Source organism: Burkholderia cepacia complex sp. TUM26381, from assembly GCF_057439935.1.
This window is the reverse complement of record NZ_CM172007.1, coordinates 3,073,572-3,097,153: the sequence shown is the minus strand read 5'-3', so window position 1 is coordinate 3,097,153 and position 23,582 is coordinate 3,073,572. Positions and strand designations below refer to the sequence as shown.

21 protein-coding genes are annotated in these 23,582 nt (G+C 67.1%); 13 read left to right on the top strand and 8 right to left on the bottom strand.

Features of this window, described 5'->3' with window-relative positions; genetic code table 11:
• The first annotated feature begins 47 nt into the window (after positions 1 to 47).
• From ACWMMN_RS30680 to ACWMMN_RS30670, 3 genes are all read left to right on the top strand, one after another.
• Positions 48 to 575 (top strand): Lrp/AsnC family transcriptional regulator, encoded by a 528-nt coding sequence (locus ACWMMN_RS30680; protein WP_047901851.1) that lies wholly within the window; start codon positions 48 to 50, stop codon positions 573 to 575.
• A gap of 226 nt (positions 576 to 801) precedes the next feature.
• The gene (poxB, locus tag ACWMMN_RS30675; RefSeq protein ID WP_486423582.1) at positions 802 to 2,523 is read left to right on the top strand and encodes a ubiquinone-dependent pyruvate dehydrogenase; all 1,722 of its coding nucleotides are present in this window, start codon (positions 802 to 804) and stop codon (positions 2,521 to 2,523) included.
• Positions 2,524 to 2,585: 62 nt separating this feature from the next.
• Entirely contained in the window at positions 2,586 to 3,026 is a 441-nt protein-coding gene (locus ACWMMN_RS30670; protein ID WP_486423581.1) for a GNAT family N-acetyltransferase, read from the top strand.
• A gap of 32 nt (positions 3,027 to 3,058) precedes the next feature.
• Here the strand turns inward: ACWMMN_RS30670 and ACWMMN_RS30665 are convergent, their stop codons facing one another.
• Positions 3,059 to 3,976: a LysR family transcriptional regulator gene (locus ACWMMN_RS30665; protein ID WP_059237837.1), complete on the bottom strand. Its 918-nt coding sequence runs from the start codon at positions 3,974 to 3,976 to the stop codon at positions 3,059 to 3,061.
• 111 nt (positions 3,977 to 4,087) lie between these two features.
• Between ACWMMN_RS30665 and ACWMMN_RS30660 the strand changes: the two genes are divergently transcribed.
• From ACWMMN_RS30660 to ACWMMN_RS30640, 5 genes are all read left to right on the top strand, one after another.
• Complete coding sequence (locus ACWMMN_RS30660) at positions 4,088 to 5,071, top strand: aldo/keto reductase (RefSeq protein WP_059237836.1); 984 nt, start codon at positions 4,088 to 4,090, stop codon at positions 5,069 to 5,071.
• A 225-nt stretch (positions 5,072 to 5,296) separates the two neighbouring features.
• A complete protein-coding gene (locus ACWMMN_RS30655) occupies positions 5,297 to 5,887 on the top strand; it encodes a class I SAM-dependent methyltransferase (protein ID WP_256086876.1) in 591 nt (196 codons plus the stop codon).
• Between the two features lie 154 nt (positions 5,888 to 6,041).
• Positions 6,042 to 7,475, top strand: a complete 1,434-nt coding sequence (locus ACWMMN_RS30650) for an alkaline phosphatase (protein ID WP_256086875.1) — start codon at positions 6,042 to 6,044, stop codon at positions 7,473 to 7,475.
• A 32-nt stretch (positions 7,476 to 7,507) separates the two neighbouring features.
• On the top strand, positions 7,508 to 8,899 hold the full coding sequence (locus ACWMMN_RS30645; RefSeq protein WP_059237833.1) for an alkaline phosphatase: 1,392 nt from the start codon (positions 7,508 to 7,510) through the stop codon (positions 8,897 to 8,899).
• Between the two features lie 33 nt (positions 8,900 to 8,932).
• Positions 8,933 to 9,676, top strand: coding sequence for a hypothetical protein (locus tag ACWMMN_RS30640; protein ID WP_486423580.1), 744 nt, complete (start codon positions 8,933 to 8,935; stop codon positions 9,674 to 9,676).
• Positions 9,677 to 9,779: 103 nt separating this feature from the next.
• On the opposite strand, the gene ACWMMN_RS30635 is transcribed toward ACWMMN_RS30640, so the two are convergent.
• The 3 genes from ACWMMN_RS30635 to ACWMMN_RS30625 form a co-directional block, all read right to left on the bottom strand.
• On the bottom strand, positions 9,780 to 10,919 hold the full coding sequence (locus tag ACWMMN_RS30635) for an acyltransferase family protein (protein WP_174992654.1): 1,140 nt from the start codon (positions 10,917 to 10,919) through the stop codon (positions 9,780 to 9,782).
• Positions 10,916 to 11,725: an OXA-1043 family class D beta-lactamase gene (gene blaOXA / locus ACWMMN_RS30630; protein WP_059240839.1), complete on the bottom strand. Its 810-nt coding sequence runs from the start codon at positions 11,723 to 11,725 to the stop codon at positions 10,916 to 10,918. Before blaOXA ends, ACWMMN_RS30635 begins: the two co-directional genes overlap by 4 nt.
• A gap of 327 nt (positions 11,726 to 12,052) precedes the next feature.
• Positions 12,053 to 13,204 (bottom strand): porin, encoded by a 1,152-nt coding sequence (locus tag ACWMMN_RS30625; protein WP_256086873.1) that lies wholly within the window; start codon positions 13,202 to 13,204, stop codon positions 12,053 to 12,055.
• 560 nt (positions 13,205 to 13,764) lie between these two features.
• Here ACWMMN_RS30625 and ACWMMN_RS30620 point away from each other — a divergent pair.
• The 3 genes from ACWMMN_RS30620 to ACWMMN_RS30610 all read left to right on the top strand — a co-directional run bounded on the left by ACWMMN_RS30620 (position 13,765) and on the right by ACWMMN_RS30610 (position 16,680).
• On the top strand, positions 13,765 to 14,802 hold the full coding sequence (locus ACWMMN_RS30620; RefSeq protein ID WP_059237830.1) for an ABC transporter substrate-binding protein: 1,038 nt from the start codon (positions 13,765 to 13,767) through the stop codon (positions 14,800 to 14,802).
• A 76-nt stretch (positions 14,803 to 14,878) separates the two neighbouring features.
• Positions 14,879 to 15,844 carry an ABC transporter permease gene (locus tag ACWMMN_RS30615; RefSeq protein WP_486423579.1) on the top strand — a complete coding sequence of 322 codons (966 nt, stop codon included), beginning with the start codon at positions 14,879 to 14,881 and terminating at the stop codon, positions 15,842 to 15,844.
• Positions 15,845 to 15,858: 14 nt separating this feature from the next.
• Complete coding sequence (locus ACWMMN_RS30610; RefSeq protein WP_059237828.1) at positions 15,859 to 16,680, top strand: quaternary amine ABC transporter ATP-binding protein; 822 nt, start codon at positions 15,859 to 15,861, stop codon at positions 16,678 to 16,680.
• Between the two features lie 33 nt (positions 16,681 to 16,713).
• On the opposite strand, the gene ACWMMN_RS30605 is transcribed toward ACWMMN_RS30610, so the two are convergent.
• Complete coding sequence (locus ACWMMN_RS30605; RefSeq protein WP_486423578.1) at positions 16,714 to 17,745, bottom strand: NAD(P)H-quinone oxidoreductase; 1,032 nt, start codon at positions 17,743 to 17,745, stop codon at positions 16,714 to 16,716.
• A 120-nt stretch (positions 17,746 to 17,865) separates the two neighbouring features.
• Here ACWMMN_RS30605 and ACWMMN_RS30600 point away from each other — a divergent pair, with 120 nt between their 5' ends.
• Positions 17,866 to 18,759, top strand: a complete 894-nt coding sequence (locus ACWMMN_RS30600) for a LysR family transcriptional regulator (RefSeq protein ID WP_486423577.1) — start codon at positions 17,866 to 17,868, stop codon at positions 18,757 to 18,759.
• A gap of 154 nt (positions 18,760 to 18,913) precedes the next feature.
• Entirely contained in the window at positions 18,914 to 19,213 is a 300-nt protein-coding gene (locus ACWMMN_RS30595) for a barstar family protein (RefSeq protein ID WP_340625411.1), read from the top strand.
• 114 nt (positions 19,214 to 19,327) lie between these two features.
• Here the strand turns inward: ACWMMN_RS30595 and ACWMMN_RS30590 are convergent, their stop codons facing one another.
• From ACWMMN_RS30590 to ACWMMN_RS30580, 3 genes are read right to left on the bottom strand one after another with little or no spacing between them, the layout of a single operon-like run.
• Complete coding sequence (locus ACWMMN_RS30590) at positions 19,328 to 20,995, bottom strand: GMC family oxidoreductase (RefSeq protein WP_059237824.1); 1,668 nt, start codon at positions 20,993 to 20,995, stop codon at positions 19,328 to 19,330.
• 15 nt (positions 20,996 to 21,010) lie between these two features.
• Entirely contained in the window at positions 21,011 to 22,228 is a 1,218-nt protein-coding gene (locus ACWMMN_RS30585; protein ID WP_059237823.1) for a mandelate racemase/muconate lactonizing enzyme family protein, read from the bottom strand.
• Positions 22,225 to 23,556 carry an MFS transporter gene (locus ACWMMN_RS30580; protein ID WP_340625410.1) on the bottom strand — a complete coding sequence of 444 codons (1,332 nt, stop codon included), beginning with the start codon at positions 23,554 to 23,556 and terminating at the stop codon, positions 22,225 to 22,227. Before ACWMMN_RS30580 ends, ACWMMN_RS30585 begins: the two co-directional genes overlap by 4 nt.
• Between the last annotated feature and the right edge of the window lie 26 nt (positions 23,557 to 23,582).

Sequence of the window (23,582 nt, the reverse complement as noted above, 5' to 3'; positions counted from 1 at the left end):
TAGTGTAAATATTCTGGAATCGTCGCGAGATAAGGAATATTCAGGCCATGAGCACCTCCCCGAAGCGGCTCGACCGCATCGACATCGGCATCCTGAACCAGCTTCAGCAGAACGCGCGGATCACGAACGCGGAACTGGCGCGCGCGGTGAACCTGTCGACGACGCCGTGCTTCAACCGCGTGCGCGCGCTCGAGAAGCTGGGGTTGTTCCGGCAGCAGGTCACGCTGCTGGATCCCGAGCCGCTTGGGCTGCGGATCAACGTGTTCATCCAGGTCAGCCTCGAGAAGCAGGTCGAGGACGCGTTGCAGCGCTTCGAGGAGGCGATCTCGCAGCGGCCCGAGGTGATGGAGTGCTACCTGATGTCGGGCGACGCCGACTACCTGCTGCGCGTCGTGATGCCGGACATGCGCACGCTCGAACGCTTCATCATCGAGCGGCTGACGACGATTCCGGGCGTGTCGAACATCCGGTCGAGCTTCGCGCTGAAGCAGGTGCGCTACAAGACCGCGTTGCCGCTGCCGGCGGCGGGGCTCACGCTCGTCGATCCGGACGAGTCGGCGTCCGACTGGAGCTGAGCGCACGACCTGTCCGCCGGTCCGTTCGCTGACGGCGCGGTGACGGAACCATGACGCTCGCCGCACCGGATCGAACCCGTCGCGCGCCAGCGCGTCCTACGGCAGTCGGCCCGCTTGCGCGGTCACGACGCGGCGCGGACCAATCGCGTATGCTCGTTCGGTCGCTGCCGGCTGCGCATGCACGTCCGGCTCATGCGTGTCTCGATCCATCAACAGCGAGGGCATCATGGCAAGACAATCGATGGCGGAATACCTGGCGAAGACGCTGGCGGCAGCGGGCGTCGAGCGCATCTGGGGCGTGACGGGCGACAGTCTGAACGGCCTGTCGTTCAGCCTGAGCCAGATCGGCTCGATCCGCTGGATGCATACGCGGCACGAGGAGAGCGCCGCGTTCGCGGCCGGCGCCGATGCCGCGTCGACCGGGCGGCTCGCGGTGTGCGCGGGCAGTTGCGGCCCCGGCAACCTGCACCTGATCAACGGGCTGTACGACTGCCACCGCAATCACCAGCCGGTGCTCGCGATCGCCGCGCACATCCCGTCCACCGAGATCGGCCTCGGCTACTTCCAGGAAACCCATCCGCAGGATCTGTTCCGCGAGTGCAGCCACTTCGTCGAACTCGTGACGAATGCGTCGCAGTTTCCGCGCGTGCTCGCGCGGGCGATGCGCACCGCGATCGAGGCGCGCGGCGTTGCGGTGATCGTGCTGCCGGGCGACATCGCGCTCGGCGACGGCCCGGAAGAGGCGCCGGCATGGAGCGATTCCGCGCCGCCGTCGATCCTGCCGGCCGATGCCGATCTCGACCGGCTCGCGGCGCTGCTCAACGCATCCGACGCGGTCACGCTGCTGTGCGGCAGCGGTACGCAGGGCGCGCATGACGAAGTGGTCGCGCTGGCCGACATGCTCGGCGCACCGGTCGTGCATGCGCTGCGCGGCAAGCAGTTCGTCGAATGGGACAACCCGTTCGACGTCGGGATGACGGGGCTGATCGGTTTCAGCTCCGGCTATCACGCGATGGAATCGTGCGACACGCTGCTGATGCTCGGCACGGATTTCCCGTACCGGCCGTTCTATCCGACGAACGCGAAGGTCGCGCAGATCGACTGGAAGGGCTCGCAGCTCGGCCATCGCGCGCCGCTTGCGCTCGGCCTCGTCGGCACGGTGAAGGAAACGATCGCGGCGCTGCTGCCGCGCCTGACACGCAAGACGCAGCGGCGCTTCCTCGAGAATGCGCTGAAGCACTACGCGGCGGCGCGCAAGGGGCTCGACGATCTCGCGGTGGCCGAGCCGCCGGGCCGCGCGATTCATCCGCAGTACCTGACGAAGATCGTCGACGAAGTCGCGGCCGACGACGCGATCTTCACGGCCGACGTCGGCACGCCGACGCTGTGGGCCGCACGCTACCTGACGATGAACGGCCAGCGGCAACTGCACGGCTCGTTCAATCACGGGTCGATGGCGAACGCGATGCCGCAGGCGCTCGGCGCGCAAGGCGCGCATCCCGGGCGGCAGGTCGTGGCGCTGTCCGGCGACGGCGGGCTGTCGATGCTGCTCGGCGATCTGCTGAGCGCGCGCCAGCTCAACCTGCCGATCAAGATCGTCGTGTACAACAACAGCCTGCTCGGCTTCGTGTCGATGGAACTGAAGGCGGCCGGCTATCTCGATACGAACGTCGACCTGAGTCCGACCGATTTCGCGGCGATCGCGAAGGGGGCGGGCATCTTCAGCGTGCGCGTCGAGCATTCGGAGAACGTCGAGGAAGCGCTGCGCATGGCGTTCGCGCATGACGGGCCGGCCGTTGTCGACGTCGTGACGTCGAAGTACGAGCTGGCGATGCCGCCGAAGATCGAGTTCGCGCATGCGAAGGGCTTCAGCCTGTTCATGCTGCGCGCGATCCTCAGCGGGCGCGGCGACGAGATCGTCGAGCTTGCGAGAACCAACCTGCGGTGATGCGGTACGGGGCGCGTCGTGGCCGCGCCCGTTTTGCGTTGCCGGTCGAACGACACGGAAGCATGGATATCCTGATTCGCACCTACCAACCATCCGACCTGCACGCACTGTCGGCCATCTGGTTCGACGCATCGATGCTCGCGCATCCATTCCTCGGCGACGCGCGCCTGCGCCAGCAGCGCACGCTCGTCGAGGACATCTACCTGCCTCGCTCGGAAACCTGGGTTGCCTGTCGCGCGGACGAGCCGGTCGGTTTCATCGGCCTGCTCGACGGGGCGATCGGCGGGTTGTTCGTCGCGCCGGCGATGCACGGCCACGGGATCGGTCGCGCACTGGTCGAGCACGCGCTCGCGATCAAGGGCGCGCTCGCCCTGGAGGTGTATGCCGACAATCGCGACGCCCGCGCGTTCTACGGACGGCTCGGTTTCGAGGAAGTCTCGCGGCGCGACGAAGACGACGACGGCCTGCCGTTCGCGAACATCCGGATGCGTTCGACACGCTGAGTGCGCAGGCAGGCTCGGCGTGCCGCGTGCGTTCAGTCCGTCGCCGCTTCGCGTCCGGCAGCGGCCCACTCACGCACGGCCTCGACGAACAGCCGCAACGCGGCTGGCGGATGCCGGTTCGCCGGATAGTAGAGGCACAGCGCGCCGAAGTCCTGGCCCCATTGCGGCAGCACGTGCACGAGCCGCCCGGCGGCCACGTGGTCGGCGACACGCGATGCCGTGACCCACGCGATCCCGAGGCCGCCCAGCGCCGCGTCGATCATCAGGTTCTGGTTGCCGAGTGTCAGCGGCCCGTCGACATCGACGGTCACGCGTCTGCCGTCGCGCATCAGGTCCCAGCGAAGGAGCGTGCCGCTTTCGAACCGGTAGCGGATGCACGCATGACGCGCGAGATCCTGCGGGCTCTCCGGCGCGGCGTGCCGCGTCAGGTAGCCGGGCGATGCAACTGCGATGAAGCGCAGCGGATCGCCGAAGCGCACCGCGATCATGTCGCGCGGCACGTCTTCGTGCACGCGGATGCCCGCGTCGAAGCCGTGCTCGACGATGTCGATCAGCCGCGAATCGACGACGAATTCGACGTGGATGTCCGGATAGCGCGCGGCGAACGCCGGCAGCACGTGCAGGATCAGCGGGCGCGATGCCGCTTCCGACGCGCTGATCCGGATCTGGCCGGACGGCCGGTTGCGGGCGGTCGCGGCGTCGTTCAGCGCATCCTCGAGATCGGCCACCGCGGGCCGGACGCGCAGCAGCAGTTGTTCGCCGGCTTCCGTCAGCGCGACGGAACGCGTCGTGCGGTTGAACAGCCGCACGCCGAGCCGCGCTTCGAGGTGGCGGATCGCGTGGCTCAGCGCCGACGGCGATACGCCCAGGATACGCGCCGCGCCGCTGAAGCTGCGCTGCTCCGCGATCGTGATGAAAGTCGTCAGTTCGCCGATGCCGGTGCGCAGCATTTGTGAGATTCCCTCAATAACGCATGAAATGGTACGCCGATTGTTGAGCAGTATCCATCAACCTACACTGGCTTCCTCGGCATTCGCCTTCATTTTCAGCAGGAGCCATTCATGCAAAAGCGTGCACTGGGAAACAGCGGCCTCGAAGTCTCGGCAATCGGGCTCGGCTGCATGGGATTGAGTTACGGCTACGGCCCGGCCACCGACAAGGCCAGCGGCATCGCGCTGATCCGTGCCGCGTTCGAGCGCGGCGTGACGTTCTTCGATACGGCGGAAGCGTATGGCCCGTTCGTCAACGAGGCGCTGGTCGGCGAGGCGGTTGCGCCGTTTCGCGACCAGGTCGCGATCGCGACCAAGTTCGGCTTCGAGGACGGGCAGGCGATGAAGGGCGTCGACAGCCGGCCGTCGCGTATCCGCGAAGTGGCCGATGCGGCGCTGAAGCGGCTGAAGATCGACCGCATCGATCTGTTCTATCAGCATCGCGTCGATCCGAACGTGCCGATCGAAGACGTGGCCGGCACGGTCAAGGACCTGATCCGCGAGGGCAAGGTCGCGCACTTCGGACTGTCGGAAGCCGGCGAGCGGACGATTCGCCGCGCACACGCGGTGCAGCCGGTCGCCGCGCTGCAAAGCGAGTACTCGCTGTGGTGGCGCGAGCCGGAAGCGCGGATCCTGCCGACGCTCGAGGAACTCGGCATCGGCTTCGTGCCGTTCAGCCCGCTCGGTAAAGGTTTCCTGACCGGCGCGATCGATGCGAACACGACGTTCGCCGCCGACGATTTCCGCAATCTCGTGCCGCGTTTCTCCGAGGAAAACCGCAAGGCGAACGCGGGCCTCGTCGATCTGCTCGGCCGCATTGCGACCGATAAAGGCGCGACGCGCGCGCAGATCGCGCTGGCCTGGCTGCTGGCCCGCAAGCCGTGGATCGTGCCGATTCCGGGCACGACGAAGCTGCACCGGCTCGACGAGAACGTCGGTGCGGCCGCCGTCACGCTGACGGCCGACGATCTCGCCGCGATCGAGGCCGCGCTGCAGCAGATCCGGATCGTCGGCGAACGTTATCCCGCGCACTTGCAGCAGCGCGTCGATCGCTGAACGCGTCCGGCGGCTGATCGGGCACGAATTGATCAGGGGAATCAGGGTCAATCTTCACGTCGCCTTAAGTTTGCGTTTCCTAGAATCGATTTGATCGTCGCTCTTCCTGCGGCGGACCGATTCGTCCAGGAGGATGCGCATGCCAAAGCCCCGTGTCGCCGTAGCCCTGTTCCATCAAGTCTTCGGCACGTCGCCGCGGGCGGCGCAACTGCTCAAGGGCTGCCCATGATGTGGCCGAATGCGTGGCGTGTCTCGGCACTGTTCGTGCGCGAGTGGGTCGGCCGTCCGGCCGCGGTGGGCGCGTTGTGCCCGAGTTCGCGGCACCTGGCGCGCGAGATGGCCGATGCGGTGCCGGACGGTGACGGGCTGGTCGTCGAGCTTGGCGGCGGCACCGGCGCGATCACCGCGGCGTTGCTCGAACGCGGCGTCGCGCCACGGCGCCTCGTCGTGGTCGAGCGTTCGCCGGCGTTCGTGCAGCACCTGCGACGACGCTTTCCCGGCATCTCGGTCGTATCGGGCGATGCGCGGCAGCTCGAGCGGCTGTTGCCGCCCGATGCGCGCGTCGATGCGATCGTGTCGTGCCTGCCGTTGCGCACGCTGCCGCGCGAGGCCGTGACGGCGATCGTCGATCAATGTCGTCGCGTGCTGTCGGCTGACGGCGTGATGATTCAGTTCACGTACGATCTGCGGCCGCCCGGCCGTCATCCGCTCGGCGATTCGGCATTCGTTGTCCGCGGCAGCCGGATCGTCTGGGCAAATATTCCGCCCGCGCGCATCGTGACCGTGCGCAGCGCCACTGCCGAACACGCGGAGTGACGCGGCCACGCGCGGGGTATCCGGACGCGGCGGCCTGCCGCATCCTTTCATAAGTCATACCGATCCTTCCAATTTCCATTCATCTTGCCGTCACATCAGGTTCCTACCATCGCCTTTCATTTCGAAAGCATCAACGGCGGGGAGAACCGGCAACATGAATCGAATCAAAATGGCGGCGCTGCTGTGTGCCGGCGCCTTTGCGCTGGCCGGCTGCGGCAGCGACGACGGCCCGACCAGCTCGACGCCCGCCCCCGTGAAGGCAGCGGCGCGCAACGTGATCTTCTTCCTCGGCGACGGGATGGGGATGACGACGCTGACGGCCGCGCGCATCTACGGTGTCGGTGAAGACGGCGCGCTCACGATCGACACGCTGCCGGAAACCGCGTTCATCAAGACGTATTCGAACGACGCGCAGGTGACGGACAGCGCGCCGTCGATGTCGGCGTACATGACCGGCGTCAAGACCAACAACGAAGTGATCTCGATGTCGCCCGACACGAAGGCGATCGAGCCGAGCGCCGGCCTCACCGGCAACTGCGGCGCGAACAACGGCAAGTCGGTGTCGACGCTGCTCGAAATCGCGAAGGCGAAGGGGATGGCCACCGGCGTCGTGACGACCACGCGCGTCACGCACGCGACGCCTGCTGCAACCTACGCGCACGTGTGCCATCGCGATGCCGAGAACGACATCGCCGCGCAGCTCGTGCCGGGCGGCGCGGGCTACAACGGCGCGCTGGGCGACGGCGTCGACGTCGTGCTCGGCGGCGGCACGCAGTTCTTCGTGCCGAAGGACGGCGGCGGCAAGCGCACCGACGGCCGCCACCTGGTCAACGAACTGAAGGCGAAGGGCTATGCGGTCGCGCAGAACCGCGACGACCTGCTGGCCGCCGATGCGACGAAGAGCGGCAAGCTGGTCGGCCTGTTCTCGTCGAGCCACATGAGCTACGACCTCGATCGCGGCGCGACCAAGGAACCGAGCCTCACCGACATGGCGACGCGCGCGCTCGACGTGCTGCAGAACAACCCGAACGGCTATTTCCTGATGGTCGAGGGCGGCCGGATCGATCACGCGCTGCACGACACCAATGCGAAGCGCGCGCTGCAGGACACGGTCGCGTTCGACAACGCGATCAAGGCGACGCTCGACAAGGTCCGCAAGACCGATCCCGACCTGAAGAACACGCTGATCGTCGTCACGGCCGATCACGACCACACGCTGGTGCTGAACGGCTATGCGGCGCGCACGGGCAAGACCGAAGCGGGCAAGCCCGGCGTGCTGGGCGTGCTGCGCAGCTACCAGACGGGCGCGATCGCGAAGGACGCGGACGGCGCGCCGTACACGATCATCGGCTTCGGCAACGGCGAGAACCGCGTGCAGGGCAGCCGCGCGGGCACCGCGCTCACCGATGCGGTGACGGGCGCCGACGACTATCGCCAGGAGGCGGTCGTGCGGATGGACAAGGGCAACGAGACGCACGGCGGCACCGATGTGTTCCTCGGTGCGATCGGTCGCGGCGCGGATGCGTTCCACGGCGTGATCGAGAACAACAAGGTGTTCGAGCTGGTGCGCAACGCGGTGCAGCTTTGAGCGCCGACAACACGGGTACAGGGGAATACAGGATGTCGACCATCAAGTGCATCGCGGCGGCGCTGGCCGTCGCGGGTTTCGCGTGCGGCGCGGCGCAGGCCGCCGGCCAGGCGAAGAACGTGATTTTCTTTCTCGGCGACGGCATGGGGCCGACGACCGTGACGGCGAGCCGGATCTACAAGGTCGGCGAGTCGGGACAACTGACGATGGAGAAGCTGGCGCGCACCGCGCGCGTCAAGACCTTCTCGAACGACGCGCAGACGACCGACAGCGCGCCGTCGATGGCCGCGTACATGACCGGCGTAAAGATGAACAACGAAGTGCTGTCGATGTCGTCCGACACGCGCGCCGTGGCGCCCGGCAACGACGCCAATGGCAACAAGACCGTCAACAACTGCGCGCCGGGCAACGGCCAGCCGGTGTCGACGCTGCTGGAACTGGCGAAGGCACGCGGCAAGGCGGTCGGTGCGATCACGACGACCGAGCTCACGCATGCGACGCCGGCCGCGACCTATTCGCACATCTGCCATCGCGATGCGCAGTACGACATCGCTGCGCAGGCGGCACCGGGCGGCGCCGGCTACAACGCGGCGCTCGGCGACGGCGTCGACGTGCTGATGGGCGGCGGCCGCAACCACTGGACGCCGTTCGATTCGGTGTCGAACAAGCGCGGGCGCGCGGACGGGCGCAACCTGCTCAACGAGATGAAGGCAAAGGGCTACACGGTTGTTGCCACCAAGGATCAGCTCGCGCAAGCCGGCAACGGCAAGCTGGTGGGCCTCTTCAGCTCGACGAGCCATCTCGAGTACGAACTCGACCGTGTCGCGGGCAAGGGCGAAGGGCCGACGCAGCCGAGCCTGGCCGACATGACGTCGAAGGCGATCGACGTGCTGTCGAAGAATTCGAACGGCTATTTCCTGATGGTCGAAGGCGGCCGGATCGATCACGCGCTGCACGGGACCAACGCGAAGCGCGCGCTCGAGGATACGGCGGCGTTCGACGAAGCGATCCGCGTCGCGCTGTCGAAGGTCGACCTGTCGAATACGCTGATCGTCGTGACGGCCGACCACGACCACACGATGACGATCAACGGCTATTCGAAGCGCGGCAATCCGATTCTCGACATCAGCCGCAATTATCGCGACGGCCAGCCGAGCAAGGATGCCGACGGCAATACCTACACGACGCTGGTGTTCGGCAACGGCGCGAACCGGCCGAACGTGCGTACGTCGGTCGATTCGGCCACCGCGATGAACGAGGCGTATCTGCAGGAAGTGGGCGTGCGGATGGGCAGCGCGGGTTCGGAGACGCATGGCGGCGGCGACGTGATGCTGTTTGCCGACGGCGCGGATGCGAAGGCGTTCAAGGGCACGATCGACAACACGAAGGTGTTCGGTCTCGTCCGTTCGGCGTTCGGTTTCTGAGCCTGGTGATTGCATGATGAACGGGAACGCCCGATGAAACGTCAGATCCTCTGTGCGCTCGCCTGCGGGATGGCTGCACTGCCGGCTTTTGCAGCGGCGGACCTCGACGCCGTGCTGCTGCACGAGAGCCGTACGGTCACGGCCGACGGCGTGACACGCACGACGCTGTATCGCGAACGGATGGTGCGGCGCGACGGGCACGTATGGGTCGAGCGCATGCTGCCCGCCGCGGCGGCCGGCGGCGGTCATGGCGACGATCACGGCCATGACCACGACCATGACGCGGGCCGCCGCACCGGCGTGCAGCCGGCTGCGGCACACGCCGGGCACAAGCACTTCAACTTCCAGGCGGCCGCGCGGCACGTCACGTACGACGGCAAGGCGGCGCGCATCGAGTACGTCGATGCAACGAACCGGACGGTCGTCAGCGTGCCGCCGGCCGAGTACGAAACCACGGGCTTCGACGGCTCGTGGGACAACGCGTATTACGTGACGCCGCCTTCGCAGCTGAAGCGGCTCGCGGTCGCCAGGCGCGGCGACGCGCCCGGTACGCTCTGGTACGAGCAGGCCGTCGATACGCCCGGCGCGCGTGGGGTGAACCGGATCCTGTGGAGCGAGCGGCTGCAGGCGCCGCTGTCGGTCGAATACCGGAGTGCCGATGGGCGCGTCATGCGCAAGCTGACGCTGACCCCGGCGGCGGCCGCGCGGCGCGAGACGTTGCCGTGGCAGACGCTCGCCGGTTATTCGCGCAAGGAATACGCGGACTATCTCGATTGATCGAAGTGTCGTAGGCGGGGCTTGCGGTCAGGCAGGCCGTATCGTTGCGCGATACGGTCGGGTCCTGGCCGATTTTTCTTTCCTCGCCGACGTGCGCGGGAAGCTACACGCGCGCGCTGTCCGTCACTTGCACCGCAGGCCGTAATGCGACCCGCTTGATCAAGCGGTCGAGCGGCGTCGCATAGCCGCGCGCGATGATCGCGCTCAATCCGGCCGACAGCACCAGATACGCGACGAGCAACGCCAGCTTGCCGTCGCCATGCATCGCCGAAGGCGGCCAGAACGTGCGCAGCGCACCGAGCACGATCAGGTGGAACAGATACAGCTCGTAACTGAGCCGGCCGCTCCAGCGCAGCGGTGCGAGCATGCGGCCGTGCGTGCGTTCGCGCTCCGCATGCGCGCCGATCAGCAGCACGGCCGTGCCGAGCGCCATCGCGGAGACGCCGGGCACATGGCTTTCGGCGATCGGCCATGCGAGATACAGCACCACCATCGACGTTGCCGTAATCCATTGCACCGGCGCTGCCGCGAGCGCCTGCCAGCGTGCGCGTTCGGCCAGCAGCGCGGTGCAGCAGCCGATCGCGATGCCGTCGAAGCACGCAAAGTACGCGTAGAGGAAGCCGCCTTCGTCGCCTGGATGCGTGTAGCGGTACACGGGACCGATCGCGGCGATCAGCAGCCAGAACGCGAACAGCCGCGCGTCGCGGCGCAGCGCGATGCACAGCAGCGGGAACGACAGGTAGAACACCTCCTCGACCGACAGCGACCACAACACGCCGAGCGCGTAGTTGACCCATCCGTAGGTGCCGATCAGCACGTTCATCCAGAACGTGAGCGACGCGAGATTCACGAGCCAGTACGACACGGCGACACCCTGCGGCGCATGGTTCGTGAAGATCGGCACGCCGGCCGCCGCGAGGCCGTTGACGAGCGCGAGCAACAGAAGCAGGCACGGGACGATGCGTGCGATACGCGACACGTAGAACGCGCGTACGTCGAGTGCGCCGAGGCTGCCCCAGCGGCGGCGCGCGTTCGACGTGATCAGGTAGCCCGAGATCGCGAAGAACATCGTCACGCCGTAGTTGCCGTTGCGCACGATTGCGTGGAGCGTGTCCCAGCCGAGCACGCGCGCGAGCGCGGTGTCGCGCAGCGAGTACGCGATGTTGAAGTGATGCAGCAGGACGAGCAGGATCGACACGCCGCGCAGCAGGTCGATGCGGGCGTTGCGCGGTCCGGTGCTCATTGCGGCTGGCCCGGCTCGGCGAACGCCGGCAGCGCCGCGAGGAACGTGTCGCGCGAGCGCAGGCCGGCATTCGGCGTCTGCCGCTTGTCGTCCTGGATCAGGTTCGCGAACACCAGCGTGCGCGGCCCCTTCGTCGCCCAGCCGACGAACCAGCCATACGCGTGCGCGCCGTCGTACTTGAGGCCCGGCGAGCCGGTGCCGGTCTTGCCGTGCACGGTCCAGCCGCCCGGTTGCGCGTCGATCAGCGTGATGCGCTCGGTCATGTCGTACGCATGCGCGCTGACGGGTAGCGTGCGGCGCACGATCTTGCGCATGAACGCAACCTGTTCGAGCGGCGAGATCCGCAGCGACGAGTTGGCCCATGCGCCCATCACGCCGCTCAGTTCGCCCTGCTTGCTGGTCACGTCGGCGTTGCCGTAGCCGAACGCGCTCGTGTACTGCTGGAAGCGTGCCTGTCCGAGCGCCTGCGCGACCTGCTCCGAATACCAGAAGATCGACAGCTTCATCCAGCGGGCCGGGTCGGTCGGCTCGCGCCACGGCGCACCGCCCCAGTCGGGGTAGCCGGCGTGGAAGTCGAGCGTGGGCGTGTGCTCGTCCTTCAGTACGCCGGCGTCGAAGCCCATCAGGCTGATCGCGACCTTGAACGTCGATGCGGACGTCACGCGGGCCGCGCAGTCGCCTTGTTGCACGAGCACCTGGCCGGTGGCGGCGTCGGCGACGACGGTGCAGACCGGATGGGCGTGAGAGGACGCGGCGGCCAGGAGGCCGGCGGCGAAGGTGAACAGCGCGCGGCGCCAGGGCTTCAAGTGACACTCCTCGGGGATGGGCAGCAGGCGCACGGCGCGGGCGAAAGGCGGCAGGCCGTGCGCAAGGAAGGCGACGGCCGGCATCGAGGAAGGCGGGGATGGCGGCCGTTGCGCAGGCCCACAGTGTATCGACGGATCGTCGTTCGTTGACCTGTCACGGTTGACGGGGCAATTGCGTGCCCGTTACCCGTTGCCGGCGGCAATGGCCGGTCGCGCGTGGCGGCGCGCATGAAAAAGCCCGCCGGCAGACTGGCGCCTGCGGGCGGGCGAAGACACCTCGGGCCGATCGGCGCGGGTGTCGCGTGAAGAACGGACAGCCGGGTTGCGTCAGAACTTGTGGCGCAGCGCGAGCCGCACGGCCACCTGGTTCGACGTCGACGACGGCGCGTCGGTGCCGGGGATGAACGCGTTGTCGAGGATCGAGTTCGTCTTGTCGCCGGCGATGTGCTGGTACGCGGCCTGCACGTACACGTCGGTGCGCTTCGACAGGTTGTAGTCGGCCATCAGCCCGACCGAGTGGATCTTCGGCTTCGCGTCGCCGGTCGATGCGTCGTATTTCTCGAGCGACAGCACGTACTGTGCGCCGACCATGAACGCCGGCGTGATCTGGTACGAACCGTTCACCTCGAAGTTCTGGTACTTGATCGCGCTGACCGTCGTGCCCGGTGCGATGATCGCGCCCGGCGTGCCGAGGTAGCCGTTGCCGGTCGGGTTCTTGTAGTTCGAGTTCGTGTACGCGAAACCGACCGTCGCGGGCCCGAACGTGTAGTTGATGCCCGCGCCGAACACGCGCATGCGCTCGGCGATGTAGCTCGCGTCGTTCGCGGTGATCGCGCCGGCCGAGCCGTCGCCCGGATGGTTCGCCTGCAGGTACGCGGCGCCGATCAGCAGGCCGTTGTTCTGGTATTGCGCGCCGAAGCTGTACGCGCGGTTGTCCGAGAAGTTCGTGCTGTTGCTGAAGCTGTACGCGCCGCCGAACTGGAAGCCGCCGAAGTTCGGGCTCGCGTACTTCACCGTGTTGTCGAGGCGGAACGAGTTGTCGGTGTTGTCGTTGTCGAACGGGTGCGCAAGCAGGTAGCCGCCCCAGTTGCCGTTGGCCGTGGTCGGCGCGAGATAGTCGACCACGGAATCGTACTGGCGGCCGAACGTCAGCGTGCCGTACTGCGTCTGGCTCAGGCCGACGTACGCCTGGCGGCCGAACATGCGGCCGCCCTGGTTGAGCCGGCCGGTGTTCACGTCGAAGCCGTTCTCGAGCTGGAAGATCGCCTTCATGCCGCCGCCGAGATCCTCGCTGCCTTTCAGGCCCCAGCGGCTGCCTTGCGCGTAGCCGCTTGCCATCTCGTAGACGTGGCCGGTGCCGACGTTGTTCGTGTAGTTCAGGCCTTCGTCGATCACGCCGTACAGCGTGACGCTGCTTTGGGCGAACACGGGGGCTGCGAAGGTTGCCGTTACGGCGAGCGCCGTCAGGGTCTTTTTCATTGAGAGATCTCCGGGATGTCCAGCTTGTATCGGTTGTCGTGAGCGCGTCCGGCGAGGCGCGCCCCGTCATCCGGGGCGTTTCCGGCGCAGCGCGCGCGGCGCCGGAAACGCGCGATGCGCGGCGGCGCGGCGACCGGCTGCGACGGGTCGTGTCTCCTCCGATGACTCCGCGCATTCTTCCGAAGCCGAAAAGGAATCGAAAGCGAGTAATTTCGATGGATGGGATCGGGTTCGCCAATGGGGGCGCGACAGCTCGTTTCGACAGTCGAAACGGTGTGCGCGGCGCGGTGGTTCAAGGCTGGCCGGGCCAGCGCCACGACGCGGTCCGGGCGGGGGCTTGCGCCTCCCGGAATCCCGGCCGAAGCCCGTCCAGCCTGCCTGGCAGGCCGCCCGGCGATCGATTGGCGCAGCCGATTGCACTGATCGGAATTACTCGTTTCCCTAAACAAATTGGCGACGGAAACATGCAGGCTGACCGGACGTGGCGGGATGCACGATTCGCCGGTCGCCGCGCATGCCGCGACGCACAAACAACAGATTCGATTTGGAGACGACCCACCATGCAGATTCGACGACTGAAAACGGTCCTTCTCGCCGCCGCGGCGATTCTTTCCGCGCCCGCGGCGCACGCGGCCGGCGGCGCGTGCGCCGACGGCAAGACGGTCCATTTCGCAGGCATCACGTGGGAGAGCGGGTCGTTTGCGACCGAAGTGCTGCGGCAGATCATGGAGAAGGGCTACGGCTGCAAGACCGACGTCGTGCCGGGCAGCACGGCCGCGACCGAAACGGCGCTCGCGCGCAACGACCTGCAGATCTGGGCCGAGCAGTGGACGGGCCGCAGCGAGATCACCGCGAAGGCCGTCTCGTCGGGCGCAGTGAAGCTGATTGGCGACACGCTGCCGGGCGGCACGACCGAAGGCTGGTTCGTGCCCGACTACGTGTTGAAGGGCGATCCGGCGCGCAACATCAAGCCGGTCGCGCCCGGGCTCGTGTCGGTCGACGATCTGCCGAAGTTCAAGCAGGTGTTCGCCGACGAGGAGGAACCGGACAAGGGCCGTTTCCTGAACTGCCCGACGGGCTGGGACTGCGAGCGCGTGAACACGCGCCTGCTGAAGGTGCTGAAGCTCGATCAGTCGTACACGAACTTCCATCCGGGCACCGGCGCGGCCCTCGACGCGGCGATCGCGTCCGCGTACCAGCGCGGCGCGCCGATCGTGTTCTATTACTGGGGCCCGGCTGCGCTGATGGCGAAATACAAGTTCACCGCGCTGAAGATGCCGGCCTATAACGAAGCATGCTGGAAGACGTTGCGCGACGAGAGCAGCACGCACCAGTGCGCGTCGTCGTACATGGTGTCGCGGCTGACGGTCGGCGTGTCGAAGCCGTTCGCCGATGCGAACCCCGATCTCGTCGGCGTATTCGGCAAGGTGCGTTTCCCGATGGACTTCCTGAACCAGACGATCCTCGAGATGACGACGAAGAAGATCGACGGCGCGGCGATGGCCACGCAGTTCCTGAAGACCCGCCAGGACATGTGGAAGCAGTGGGTGCCGGCCGACGTCGCGCAGAAGATCGCCGGCAGCCTGAAGGGCGCGTAACCTGCGCGCGGCGGCGGGCTCGGGCTCGGGCTCGCCGCCGCCGTCACGCGCCTTCGCGGCGCGACGGAGAATCAACATGAACGGCTTCTTTCTGCACCTGTCGATCGCCGACTGGGTGAACAGCGCGCTCGAGACGTTCGTCGCGCAATACGGCGACAGCTTCCATCACTTCAGCGTGCTCGTGTTGCGCTACCTGCTCGTGCCGCTCGAAGGCGCGCTGCGCGTGGCGCCGCCGTGGCTCGTGCTGCTGGTCGTCGGCGCAATCGCGTGGAACGCGACGCGCCGTATCGGCCTCGGCGCGCTCTTCATGCTGCTGCTCTACGCGATCGGCTGCTTCGGCCTGTGGGACAAGCTGATGCAGACGCTCGCGCTGATGCTCGTCGCGACGGTGCTGTCGGTCGCGATCGGCGTGCCGGTCGGCATCCTCGCTTCGCGCAGCGCGTGGCTGCGCCGGATGCTGCTGCCCGTGCTCGACGTGATGCAGACGCTGCCGAGCTTCGTGTACCTGATCCCGGTGCTGATGCTGTTCGGTCTCGGCAAGGTGCCCGCGATTCTCGCGACGATCATCTACGCGCTGCCGCCGCTGATCCGCCTGACCGATCTCGGCATCCGCCAGGTCGATCCGGACGTGACGGAAGCCGCGCGTGCGTTCGGCACGACGCGCTGGCAATTGCTCGTCAACGTGCAGTTGCCGCTTGCGCGGCCGAGCATCATGGCCGGCATCAACCAGACGACGATGATGGCGCTGTCGATGGTCGTGATCGCGTCGATGATCGGCTCGCGCGGGCTCGGCGAGGACGTGCTCGCGGGCATCCAGACGCTCGATGTCGGCAAGGGCACGCAGGCCGGCCTCGCGATCGTGATCCTCGCGATCGTGATCGACCGGATCAGCCAGGGCTTCGGACAGGAGCGGCGCGCGCGCCGCAGGCTCGCGCAGCAGCGCCGGCAGAAGGGCGCATCGCGCGTGCCGTACCGGCTGCCGCGCAAGGCGCAGTCGGCGGGCGTCGATTCGAATCAGGCGACGCAATCGTCGCGCGCATAGGAACGGAGGCAGACATGACGACCATCGACGTCAAACACGTGTACAAGCTGTTCGGGCCGCAGGCCGCGCATGCGCGCGTGCTCGACCTGCTGCGCTCGGGCAAGCGCAAGGCCGACGTGCTGGCCGAAACGGGCTGCAACGTCGGGCTCAACGACGTGAGCCTCGGCATCGAGTCGGGCGAGATCTTCGTGATCATGGGGCTGTCGGGTTCCGGGAAATCGACGCTCGTGCGGCACTTCAACCGGCTGATCGAGCCGACGGCCGGCGAGATCGTGATCGACGGCAGCGACGTGATCAAGCTCGACGCGCACGGGCTGCGCGAGCTGCGCCGTTTCAAGGTCAGCATGGTGTTCCAGAACTTCGGGCTGCTGCCGCACCAGACCGTGCTCGACAACGCCGCGTATGCGTTGCGCACGCGCGGCGAGAAACGGCACGACGCGCTTGATGCCGCGCGCAACTGGCTGACGAAGGTCGGGCTCGACGGTTACGGCGATCATTACCCGGACGAGCTGTCGGGCGGGATGCGGCAGCGTGTCGGGCTGGCGCGCGCGCTGGCGGCCGATACCGACGTGCTGCTGATGGACGAGGCGTTCTCCGCGCTCGATCCGCTGATCCGCACCGAGATGCAGGATCAACTGCTCGAACTGCAGGCGACGCTGTCGAAGACGATCGTGTTCATCACGCACGATCTCGACGAAGCGTTGCGCATCGGCGACCGGATCGCGATCCTGCGTGACGGCACGCTTGTGCAGGTCGGCACGCCGGACGACATCCTGTCGCGCCCGGCGGACGATTACGTGCGTCGGTTCGTCGAGAAGCGCACGAGCGTGAACTGACGCGCGTCACGCCGCCCAGGCCGCGTACCGCGCTCACTGCGCGCGGTGCGCGGACGTCGTCAGTACGATCTTGCCGACGTGCACGCCGGAGTCGATCAGCACGTGCGCGCCGCGTGCGTCGTCGAGCGGGAAGGTGCGGAACACTTGCGGCCTGACCGTGCCCGCCGCGACGTGCGGCCACAGGTGCCGTTCGAGTTCGGCGATGAGCGCGCCCTTCTCCTCCGGCGTGCGCGAGCGCAGCGTCGAACCGATGTGCGTGAGGCGCTTGGTCATCATCGGCCACACGTCGAGTTCCTTCGCCGGCCCGTTGAGCGCGCTGACCTGCAGAATCCGCCCGTTCATCGCCGCCGCCCGGTAATTGCGCGCGACGTAGTCGCCCGCGATGATGTCGAGGATCACGTCCACGCCTTTGCCGGCGGTGATCCTGTCGACTTCGGCGACGAAATCTTCTTCCCGGTAGTGCACCGCGTGATCCGCGCCGAGCCGCAGGCTCGCGGCGCGATGCGCGTCCGAGCCGACCGTCGTGATGACGGTCGATGCGCCCATCGCCTTCGCGATCATCGTCGCGGTGGTGCCGATGCCCGACGCGCCGCCGTGAATCAGCACCGATTCGCCCGCCTGCAGCCGCCCGCGCTGGATCAGGTTCAGCCAGACCGTCAGGAACGTTTCCGGCATCGCCGCGGCTTCGATCATGTCGAGGCCGGGCGGCAGCTTCATCGTCGTGAGGTGATGGGCGACCGCGTATTCCGCATAGCCGCCGCCCGTCACCAGCGCGCTGACCCGGTCACCCGGCGCGAAGCCGTGCACGGCTTCGCCGGTCGCGACGACTTCGCCCGCGATTTCCAGGCCCAGGATGTCGGATGCGCCGGGCGGCGGGTTGTAGAGCCCCTTGCGTTGCAGCACGTCCGGGCCGTTTACGCCGGCGGCGTGAACCCGGATCAGCACTTCGTCGGCCTTCGGGCGCGGCACCGGGCGACGTGCGGTCGCGAGGACTTCGGGGCCGCCGGGCCGGGTGATTTCGACTGCCGCCATGTCGGCGGGAACGGGGGAAAGCGTATCGGACATGTTTGCCTCCAAAAGACAGGTGAGTGGTCGGTGAAAAAAGTATAGGCTTGGGCATTGATGAATTCGCGCAGCGATTTTCACAACCACCGATGCAGATTTGCATCACACCGGAGAAGCCGCTTGAACTGGGACGACGCACGGATCTTTCTCGCCATCCACCGGGAACGCAGCCTGCGCGGCGCCGCGCGGGCGGTCGGGCTCGACCAGGCGACGGTCGGCAGGCGGCTCGCGGCACTCGAGCGCGCGCTCGGCGCGACGCTGTTCCTGCGCACGTCGGCCGGGTATGTGCCGACCGCGGTGGGCGAGGTCGCGCTGCGCAACGTGGAGAAGATGGAGCAGTCGGTGATCGACCTGGTGCGGCAGACCCAGGGCGTCGACCGGCGCCTGGCGGGCGACGTGCGCGTGACGACGACCGATACGATCGGGCTCGAATTCGTGGTGCGCGCGATGCGCGACCTGCACGACGAGCATCCGGACGTGCGCGTGCTGCTCAACACGTCGACGCAGGTGGAGAACCTGGCCAAGCGCGAGGCGGACATCGCGATCCGCACGATCAAGCCCGACAATCCCGATCTGCTCACGCGCCGGCTGGCCGCGTGGCCGACGGGGTTGTACGCGTCGGAGGAATACCTGGAGCGGCATGGCGAGCCGGTGCCCGGCACCGGCTTCGAAGGGCATGACCTCGTGTGCTTCCTGCCGCACCTGAATGCGCGCAGCCCGCTCACGGTGGTCGGCGAGCCGGTGCGCGCGGGGCGGATCGTGTCGGGGCTGAATTCGAATCTGATGTTGCGCGCGGCGGCGCGCGCCGGGCTCGGGCTCGCCGAACTCCCGGTGCCGATCGCGGAGCGCGACGCGCTGGTGCGCGTGTGGCCGGCACGTACGTCGGCGCGTCCTTACGAAGTCTGGATGGTGACGCACAAGGATTTGCGGCATACCGCGCGGATGAGCGCGATGATCGACCACATCGTGCGGGTGTTCGACGAGGTGGAGGGGCGGAGCGGGGCAGGGGATTGAGGGTGCATCGACGGATGAGGCGCGGCGCGCGTCGATGCATTGGGGATCGACGAGATCCGTGCGGCAGGCGCATCCGATTCCGCTGCGGGTGAACGGGCCTTTCGTGTCGTACGCCGAATGGTCGCAACGATTCTCAAGGGAGTGAGGGGGCTCGATGAATCGATTCAGTGTGGACGGAGCAACGCTTTGCGACTGGAAGAAGTTTCACGACTACTTCGCGAGCGAATTCGGATTTCCGGGTTACTACGGCCGGAACATGGACGCATGGAACGATTGCATGAGCGACTATTGCTACGAGCACGGCATCGTGTCGCTGCGGATCGACGACGCGGAAGCGTTGAAGGATCGCAATCCGGAGATATTCGCCGCACTCGTCGCGTGCAGCGCGTTCATCAATTGGCGCGCGACGAAGGACGGCGGCGATCCGTTGATCGTCTTGTCGTATTGGGCGTAGTCGTGGCGTTGACGTTGCGTTGCGTTGCGTTGAGTTGCGTCGTGACGCCGATCGGCGGGCCGGCATGCAAGCGCATCGTGCGCGCCGGCCCGCAGCGGCGGGAACGCAGCCGCCTCAATGCGGGACCGTTTCCCGTTCGCTTACCCGCACGGCAGACGCTTCGCCGTGCCTCGCATCCGCCAGAATCAGATCCGCGCCTTTCTCCGCGACCATCATCGTCGGCGCGTTGATGTTGCCCGACGTGATGTTCGGAAACACCGACGCATCGACGATCCGCAGCGCCTGCAACCCGTGCACGCGCAGCGACGCATCGACCACCGAGGTCGCCGCGTCCGGTCCCATCGCGCACGAGCCGCACAGGTGGTAGATCGAACCCGACTGCTCGCGGAAATACTGCAGCATCGCGTCGTCGGAATCGACCTGCGGCCCTGGCGAGATTTCCTCGACGGTCATCGACTTCAGCGCCGGTGCGCGCATCAGTGCACGAATCACCTTGCTGCCCTGCACGGCCTCGTCGAGATCCTTCTGCGTGGTGAGCGCGTTGACGTGGATCTTCGCGGCATCTTCCGCGCGGTTGGACGCGATCTCGATCATGCCGCGGCTCGTCGGCCGGCACGGGTTGAACGCGATCAGGAAGCCCGAGTAAGGCTCGGGCTTGATGCTCGCGCGGTCGCTCTTCGGAATCCGGTACGACAGCGGGTTGAAGTAGAGCTGGAGGTTCGGCTCCTGCGCATCGGCCGTGCCGCGGAAGAAGCCGCCTGCCTGGTTCACGCTCATCGCGAGCGGGCCACGCTTCGTCAGCAGGTAGCGCAGCCCGATCTTCATCTTGCCGAGCAGGGTGCCCATCTCGTCGTTTAGCGTCGGCCGGTTCGCCTTGAAATAGAAGCTCACGCACAGGTGGTCCTGCAGGTTGCGGCCGACGGCCGGCAGCGCATGCACGAGCGGCACGCGCCGGCGCGCGAGCAGCGCCGGATCGCCGACGCCCGACAGTTGCAGCAGCTTCGGCGTATCGACCGCGCCGGCCGCGAGGATCACCTCGCGTGCTGCGACGAGCGTTTCGTCGCCTTGCTCGCCCGCGACGACCACACCGGTCGCGCGCGTGCCGTCGAACGTCACGCGCCGCACGAGCACGCCCGAGCGCAGCGTGAGATTCGAACGGCCCAGTGCGGGACGCAGGTACGCGAAGCTGCTGGAGCAGCGTTCGCCGTTCTTCGTGTTCAGGTCGTAGATGCCCGCGCCTTCGAACTGCGCGCCGTTGAAGTCGTCGGTGCGCGGCAGGTTCAGTTGCGCGCAACCCTTCAGGAACGCGTGGACGATCGGATGCACGTCGGCCTTCATCGACGTGATGTGGATCGGCCCCGTCGCACCGTGATGCTGCGGATCGGTCGCACCGGCCGCGTGGGTTTCGAGCTTGCGGAAGTACGGCAGCACGTCGTCGTACGCCCAGCCCGGATTGCCGGCGTTCGCCCAGTCGTCGTAGTCGCTGCGCTGGCCGCGCACGTAGACCATCGCGTTGATCGAGCCCGACCCGCCGACCACCTTGCCGCGCGGGCAGTACAGCTTGCGATCGGCGAGCTGCGCCTCGGGCTCGCTGTAGTACATCCAGTTGTAGCGGCGGTTGTAGTAGGTCTTCGTGAAGCCGACCGGCACCTTGAACCAGAACGACGCGTCGCGTTCGCCCGCTTCGAGCAGCAGCACCGAGTGCCGTCCCGATTCGCTCAGGCGGTTCGCGAGGATGCAGCCGGCCGAACCCGCGCCGACGATGATGTAGTCGTAGCTCATGTCTGTCCTTTGCGCTCAGCCCTTCGCGGGGGCGAGATCCTTCACGTCGACGGGGTGTTCACCCATCTGCAGGTGCAGCCGTTCGCCGGTGTAGGGCGTGTGTCGCCTCACGACGTCCATGTCGAGTTCGATACCGAGGCCCGGCTCGTTCGACGGGATGATGTAGCCGTCTTCCCAGCGGATCGGCGTCTTCACGACTTCGGCGTGGAAACCGCCCCACGTCATGATGCTTTCCTGGATCAGGAAGTTCGGCGTGCAGGTCGCGAGCTGGATGCTCGCGGCCGCGCCCACCGGCCCGTTGTACAGGTGCGGTGCGATCTGCGCGTAGTGCACTTCGGCGAGCGTCGCGATCTTCTTCGCTTCGAGCAGGCCGCCCACGCGCGCGACGTTCAACTGCAGGATCGATGCGCCGCCCGCCTGCAGCAGCTTGTGGAATTCGTACTTGGTGGTCAGGCGCTCGCCGGTCGCGATCGGAATCGACGTGTGCTTCGCGACTTGTGCGATCGCGTCTTCCTGGCCGGGGGGAACCGGCTCCTCGAACCACAGCGGGTCGTACTTCTCGAGCCGCTTCGCGAGCCGGATCGCGGACGACGGCACCATCTGCCCGTGCGTGCCGAACAGCAGGTCAGCCTTGCTGCCGACCGCCTCGCGCACGCGGCGGCAGAACAACTCGCAGCGGTCGAGCACTTCCAGCGACAGCTGGTGGCCGGAGTAGGCCGTGTACGGGCCGGCCGGGTCGAACTTGACGGCCGTGAAGCCGAGCTTCACGTTCTCGGCCGCGCATTCCGCCGCGAGGTCGGGATCGTCGTAGTCGTATTCGCCGTTCGCGTTCTTCGGGTACAGGTACGTGTACGCGCGCAGCCGCTCGTGGATCTTCCCGCCGAGCAGTTCGTACACGGGCTTGCCGGCGGCCTTGCCGATGATGTCCCAGCACGCCATCTCAAGGCCGCTGACGACGCCCATCATCGTGAGATCCGGCCGCTGCGTGAAGCCGCTCGAATAGGCCTGGCGGAACAACCGCTCGACGTGGTGCGGGTCGCGGTCCAGCAGGTGGCGTTCGAACACGTCGTCGATGATCGGGGCCATTGCCTTCGGGCCGAACGTCGCCGAATAGATCTCGCCGACACCTTCGATGCCGTCGTCGGTTTTCAGTTTCACGAAGATCCAGTACATCCCGCCGATATGCGGCGGCGGCACGGCGACGATATGGGTTTCGAGCGAAACGATCTTCATGCGGACTCCTGGATGCGGTGAATGCGGTTGAGGCGGTATTTGAGGAACGCGGCGGCGCCCGCGCCGCAGAGCGCGATGGCCGCGATATAGCCGAAATAGAGCTGGTAGCCATGCGCGCCCGGGTAGGTCTGCGTCACGTAGCCGTTGATCAGCGGCACGAACACGTCGGGCGAATAGCCGAGCACCGAGATCAGGCCGATCGCGAGGCCCGCGCAATGCGTCGGCACCTTGCAGTCGTCGAGCAGCGACCAGTACAGGCCACGGATCGCGTAGGTGAGGATGCCGATGAACAGCACGAGCACGACGAGCATCGCCTGCGGGCTGTGCGCGGGCGCTGCGATCAGCCCGACGAGCGACAGCGCGGCGAGCACCAGTGCCCAGAACAGCACCGACACCTTCGAGACGCGGTCGCCGAGGAAGCCGCCGCCGATACCGCCGACGGGGCGCATCCACAGCTTGAGCGTCGTGATGAAGCCGGCCGCCGTCGCGCTGAGCCCGAAATTGCCTTCGTGCAGGTAGGCCGAGAAGCTGTAGGTCGCCCAGAACACCTGGTAGCCGCAGAACACGATCGCGGCGACGAGCCACAGCTCGGGGATCGCCGCGAGCGTCTTCAGGTCGGTCAGCACGTTGCCTTTTCGGCGTTCCGTCACGGCCTTGCGTTCGCCCGTGCTCGCCGGATCCTTCACCAAAGCGAGCAGCACGCCGAGCGCGATGCAGAAGAACGCGTACAGATGCACGACGAGCCTGAAGCCGGCCGCATCGGTACCGCCGCGCGCCTGCGTCACGTAGGCGAACAGGGTGATCGCGATCGTCGCGAGCAGCGCCTCGATGAGCCCGCGGCCGCCGTCGAGCAGGCCGAAGAAGCGGCCCTGTTCGTCGGGGCCCGCGATCATGTTCACGCGCTTGATCACGGCGGCCCAGAACGTGAGGCCGGTGGACAGCCCCCAGCAGCCGAAGATCAGCACGAGCGTGTCGAACGACGGCCCGGTCGCGTAGACGAGCCCGAGCGCACCCGTCGCGAGCAGCGAGAAGCAGATCAGCCAGCGCGGCGACAGGCGGTCGGCAAGCCAGCCGCTCGGCAGGTAGCTGACGAGGAAGATCGTGCCGAGCGACGAATACAGGTAGCCGAGCTGCACGTCGTCGATATGGAAGAACTGCAGCATCGTCGGCTGGTACACCTGCCGCAGATACAGCATCGGGTAGATCGCGCCCGCGGCAATCACGAGCAGCAGCAGTTGCAGGTAGCGTTGCGCACGGGAATGCTGCGACGCGTGAGCGTCGTCGTGCAACGCGAGCGACGCCGCGGGCGTCGACGGTTGGGTCGGCATGATGTCTTCCTCCATCAGGCGTCCTT

Bases quoted from the DNA above. Each gene is read 5' to 3' on its own strand.
- ACWMMN_RS30580 (WP_340625410.1), bottom strand. From the start codon at position 23,556: ATGCCGACCCAACCGTCGACGCCCGCGGCGTCGCTCGCGTTGCACGAC.
- ACWMMN_RS30650 (WP_256086875.1), top strand. From the start codon at position 6,042: ATGAATCGAATCAAAATGGCGGCGCTGCTGTGTGCCGGCGCCTTTGCG.
- ACWMMN_RS30595 (WP_340625411.1), top strand. From the start codon at position 18,914: ATGAATCGATTCAGTGTGGACGGAGCAACGCTTTGCGACTGGAAGAAG.
- ACWMMN_RS30620 (WP_059237830.1), top strand. From the start codon at position 13,765: ATGCAGATTCGACGACTGAAAACGGTCCTTCTCGCCGCCGCGGCGATT.
- ACWMMN_RS30590 (WP_059237824.1), bottom strand. From the start codon at position 20,995: ATGAGCTACGACTACATCATCGTCGGCGCGGGTTCGGCCGGCTGCATC.
- ACWMMN_RS30585 (WP_059237823.1), bottom strand. From the start codon at position 22,228: ATGAAGATCGTTTCGCTCGAAACCCATATCGTCGCCGTGCCGCCGCCG.
- ACWMMN_RS30645 (WP_059237833.1), top strand. From the start codon at position 7,508: ATGTCGACCATCAAGTGCATCGCGGCGGCGCTGGCCGTCGCGGGTTTC.
- ACWMMN_RS30615 (WP_486423579.1), top strand. From the start codon at position 14,879: ATGAACGGCTTCTTTCTGCACCTGTCGATCGCCGACTGGGTGAACAGC.
- ACWMMN_RS30640 (WP_486423580.1), top strand. From the start codon at position 8,933: ATGAAACGTCAGATCCTCTGTGCGCTCGCCTGCGGGATGGCTGCACTG.
- ACWMMN_RS30610 (WP_059237828.1), top strand. From the start codon at position 15,859: ATGACGACCATCGACGTCAAACACGTGTACAAGCTGTTCGGGCCGCAG.
- ACWMMN_RS30655 (WP_256086876.1), top strand. From the start codon at position 5,297: ATGATGTGGCCGAATGCGTGGCGTGTCTCGGCACTGTTCGTGCGCGAG.
- ACWMMN_RS30680 (WP_047901851.1), top strand. From the start codon at position 48: ATGAGCACCTCCCCGAAGCGGCTCGACCGCATCGACATCGGCATCCTG.
- ACWMMN_RS30635 (WP_174992654.1), bottom strand. From the start codon at position 10,919: ATGAGCACCGGACCGCGCAACGCCCGCATCGACCTGCTGCGCGGCGTG.
- ACWMMN_RS30665 (WP_059237837.1), bottom strand. From the start codon at position 3,976: ATGCTGCGCACCGGCATCGGCGAACTGACGACTTTCATCACGATCGCG.
- poxB (WP_486423582.1), top strand. From the start codon at position 802: ATGGCAAGACAATCGATGGCGGAATACCTGGCGAAGACGCTGGCGGCA.
- ACWMMN_RS30605 (WP_486423578.1), bottom strand. From the start codon at position 17,745: ATGTCCGATACGCTTTCCCCCGTTCCCGCCGACATGGCGGCAGTCGAA.
- ACWMMN_RS30670 (WP_486423581.1), top strand. From the start codon at position 2,586: ATGGATATCCTGATTCGCACCTACCAACCATCCGACCTGCACGCACTG.
- ACWMMN_RS30625 (WP_256086873.1), bottom strand. From the start codon at position 13,204: ATGAAAAAGACCCTGACGGCGCTCGCCGTAACGGCAACCTTCGCAGCC.
- ACWMMN_RS30660 (WP_059237836.1), top strand. From the start codon at position 4,088: ATGCAAAAGCGTGCACTGGGAAACAGCGGCCTCGAAGTCTCGGCAATC.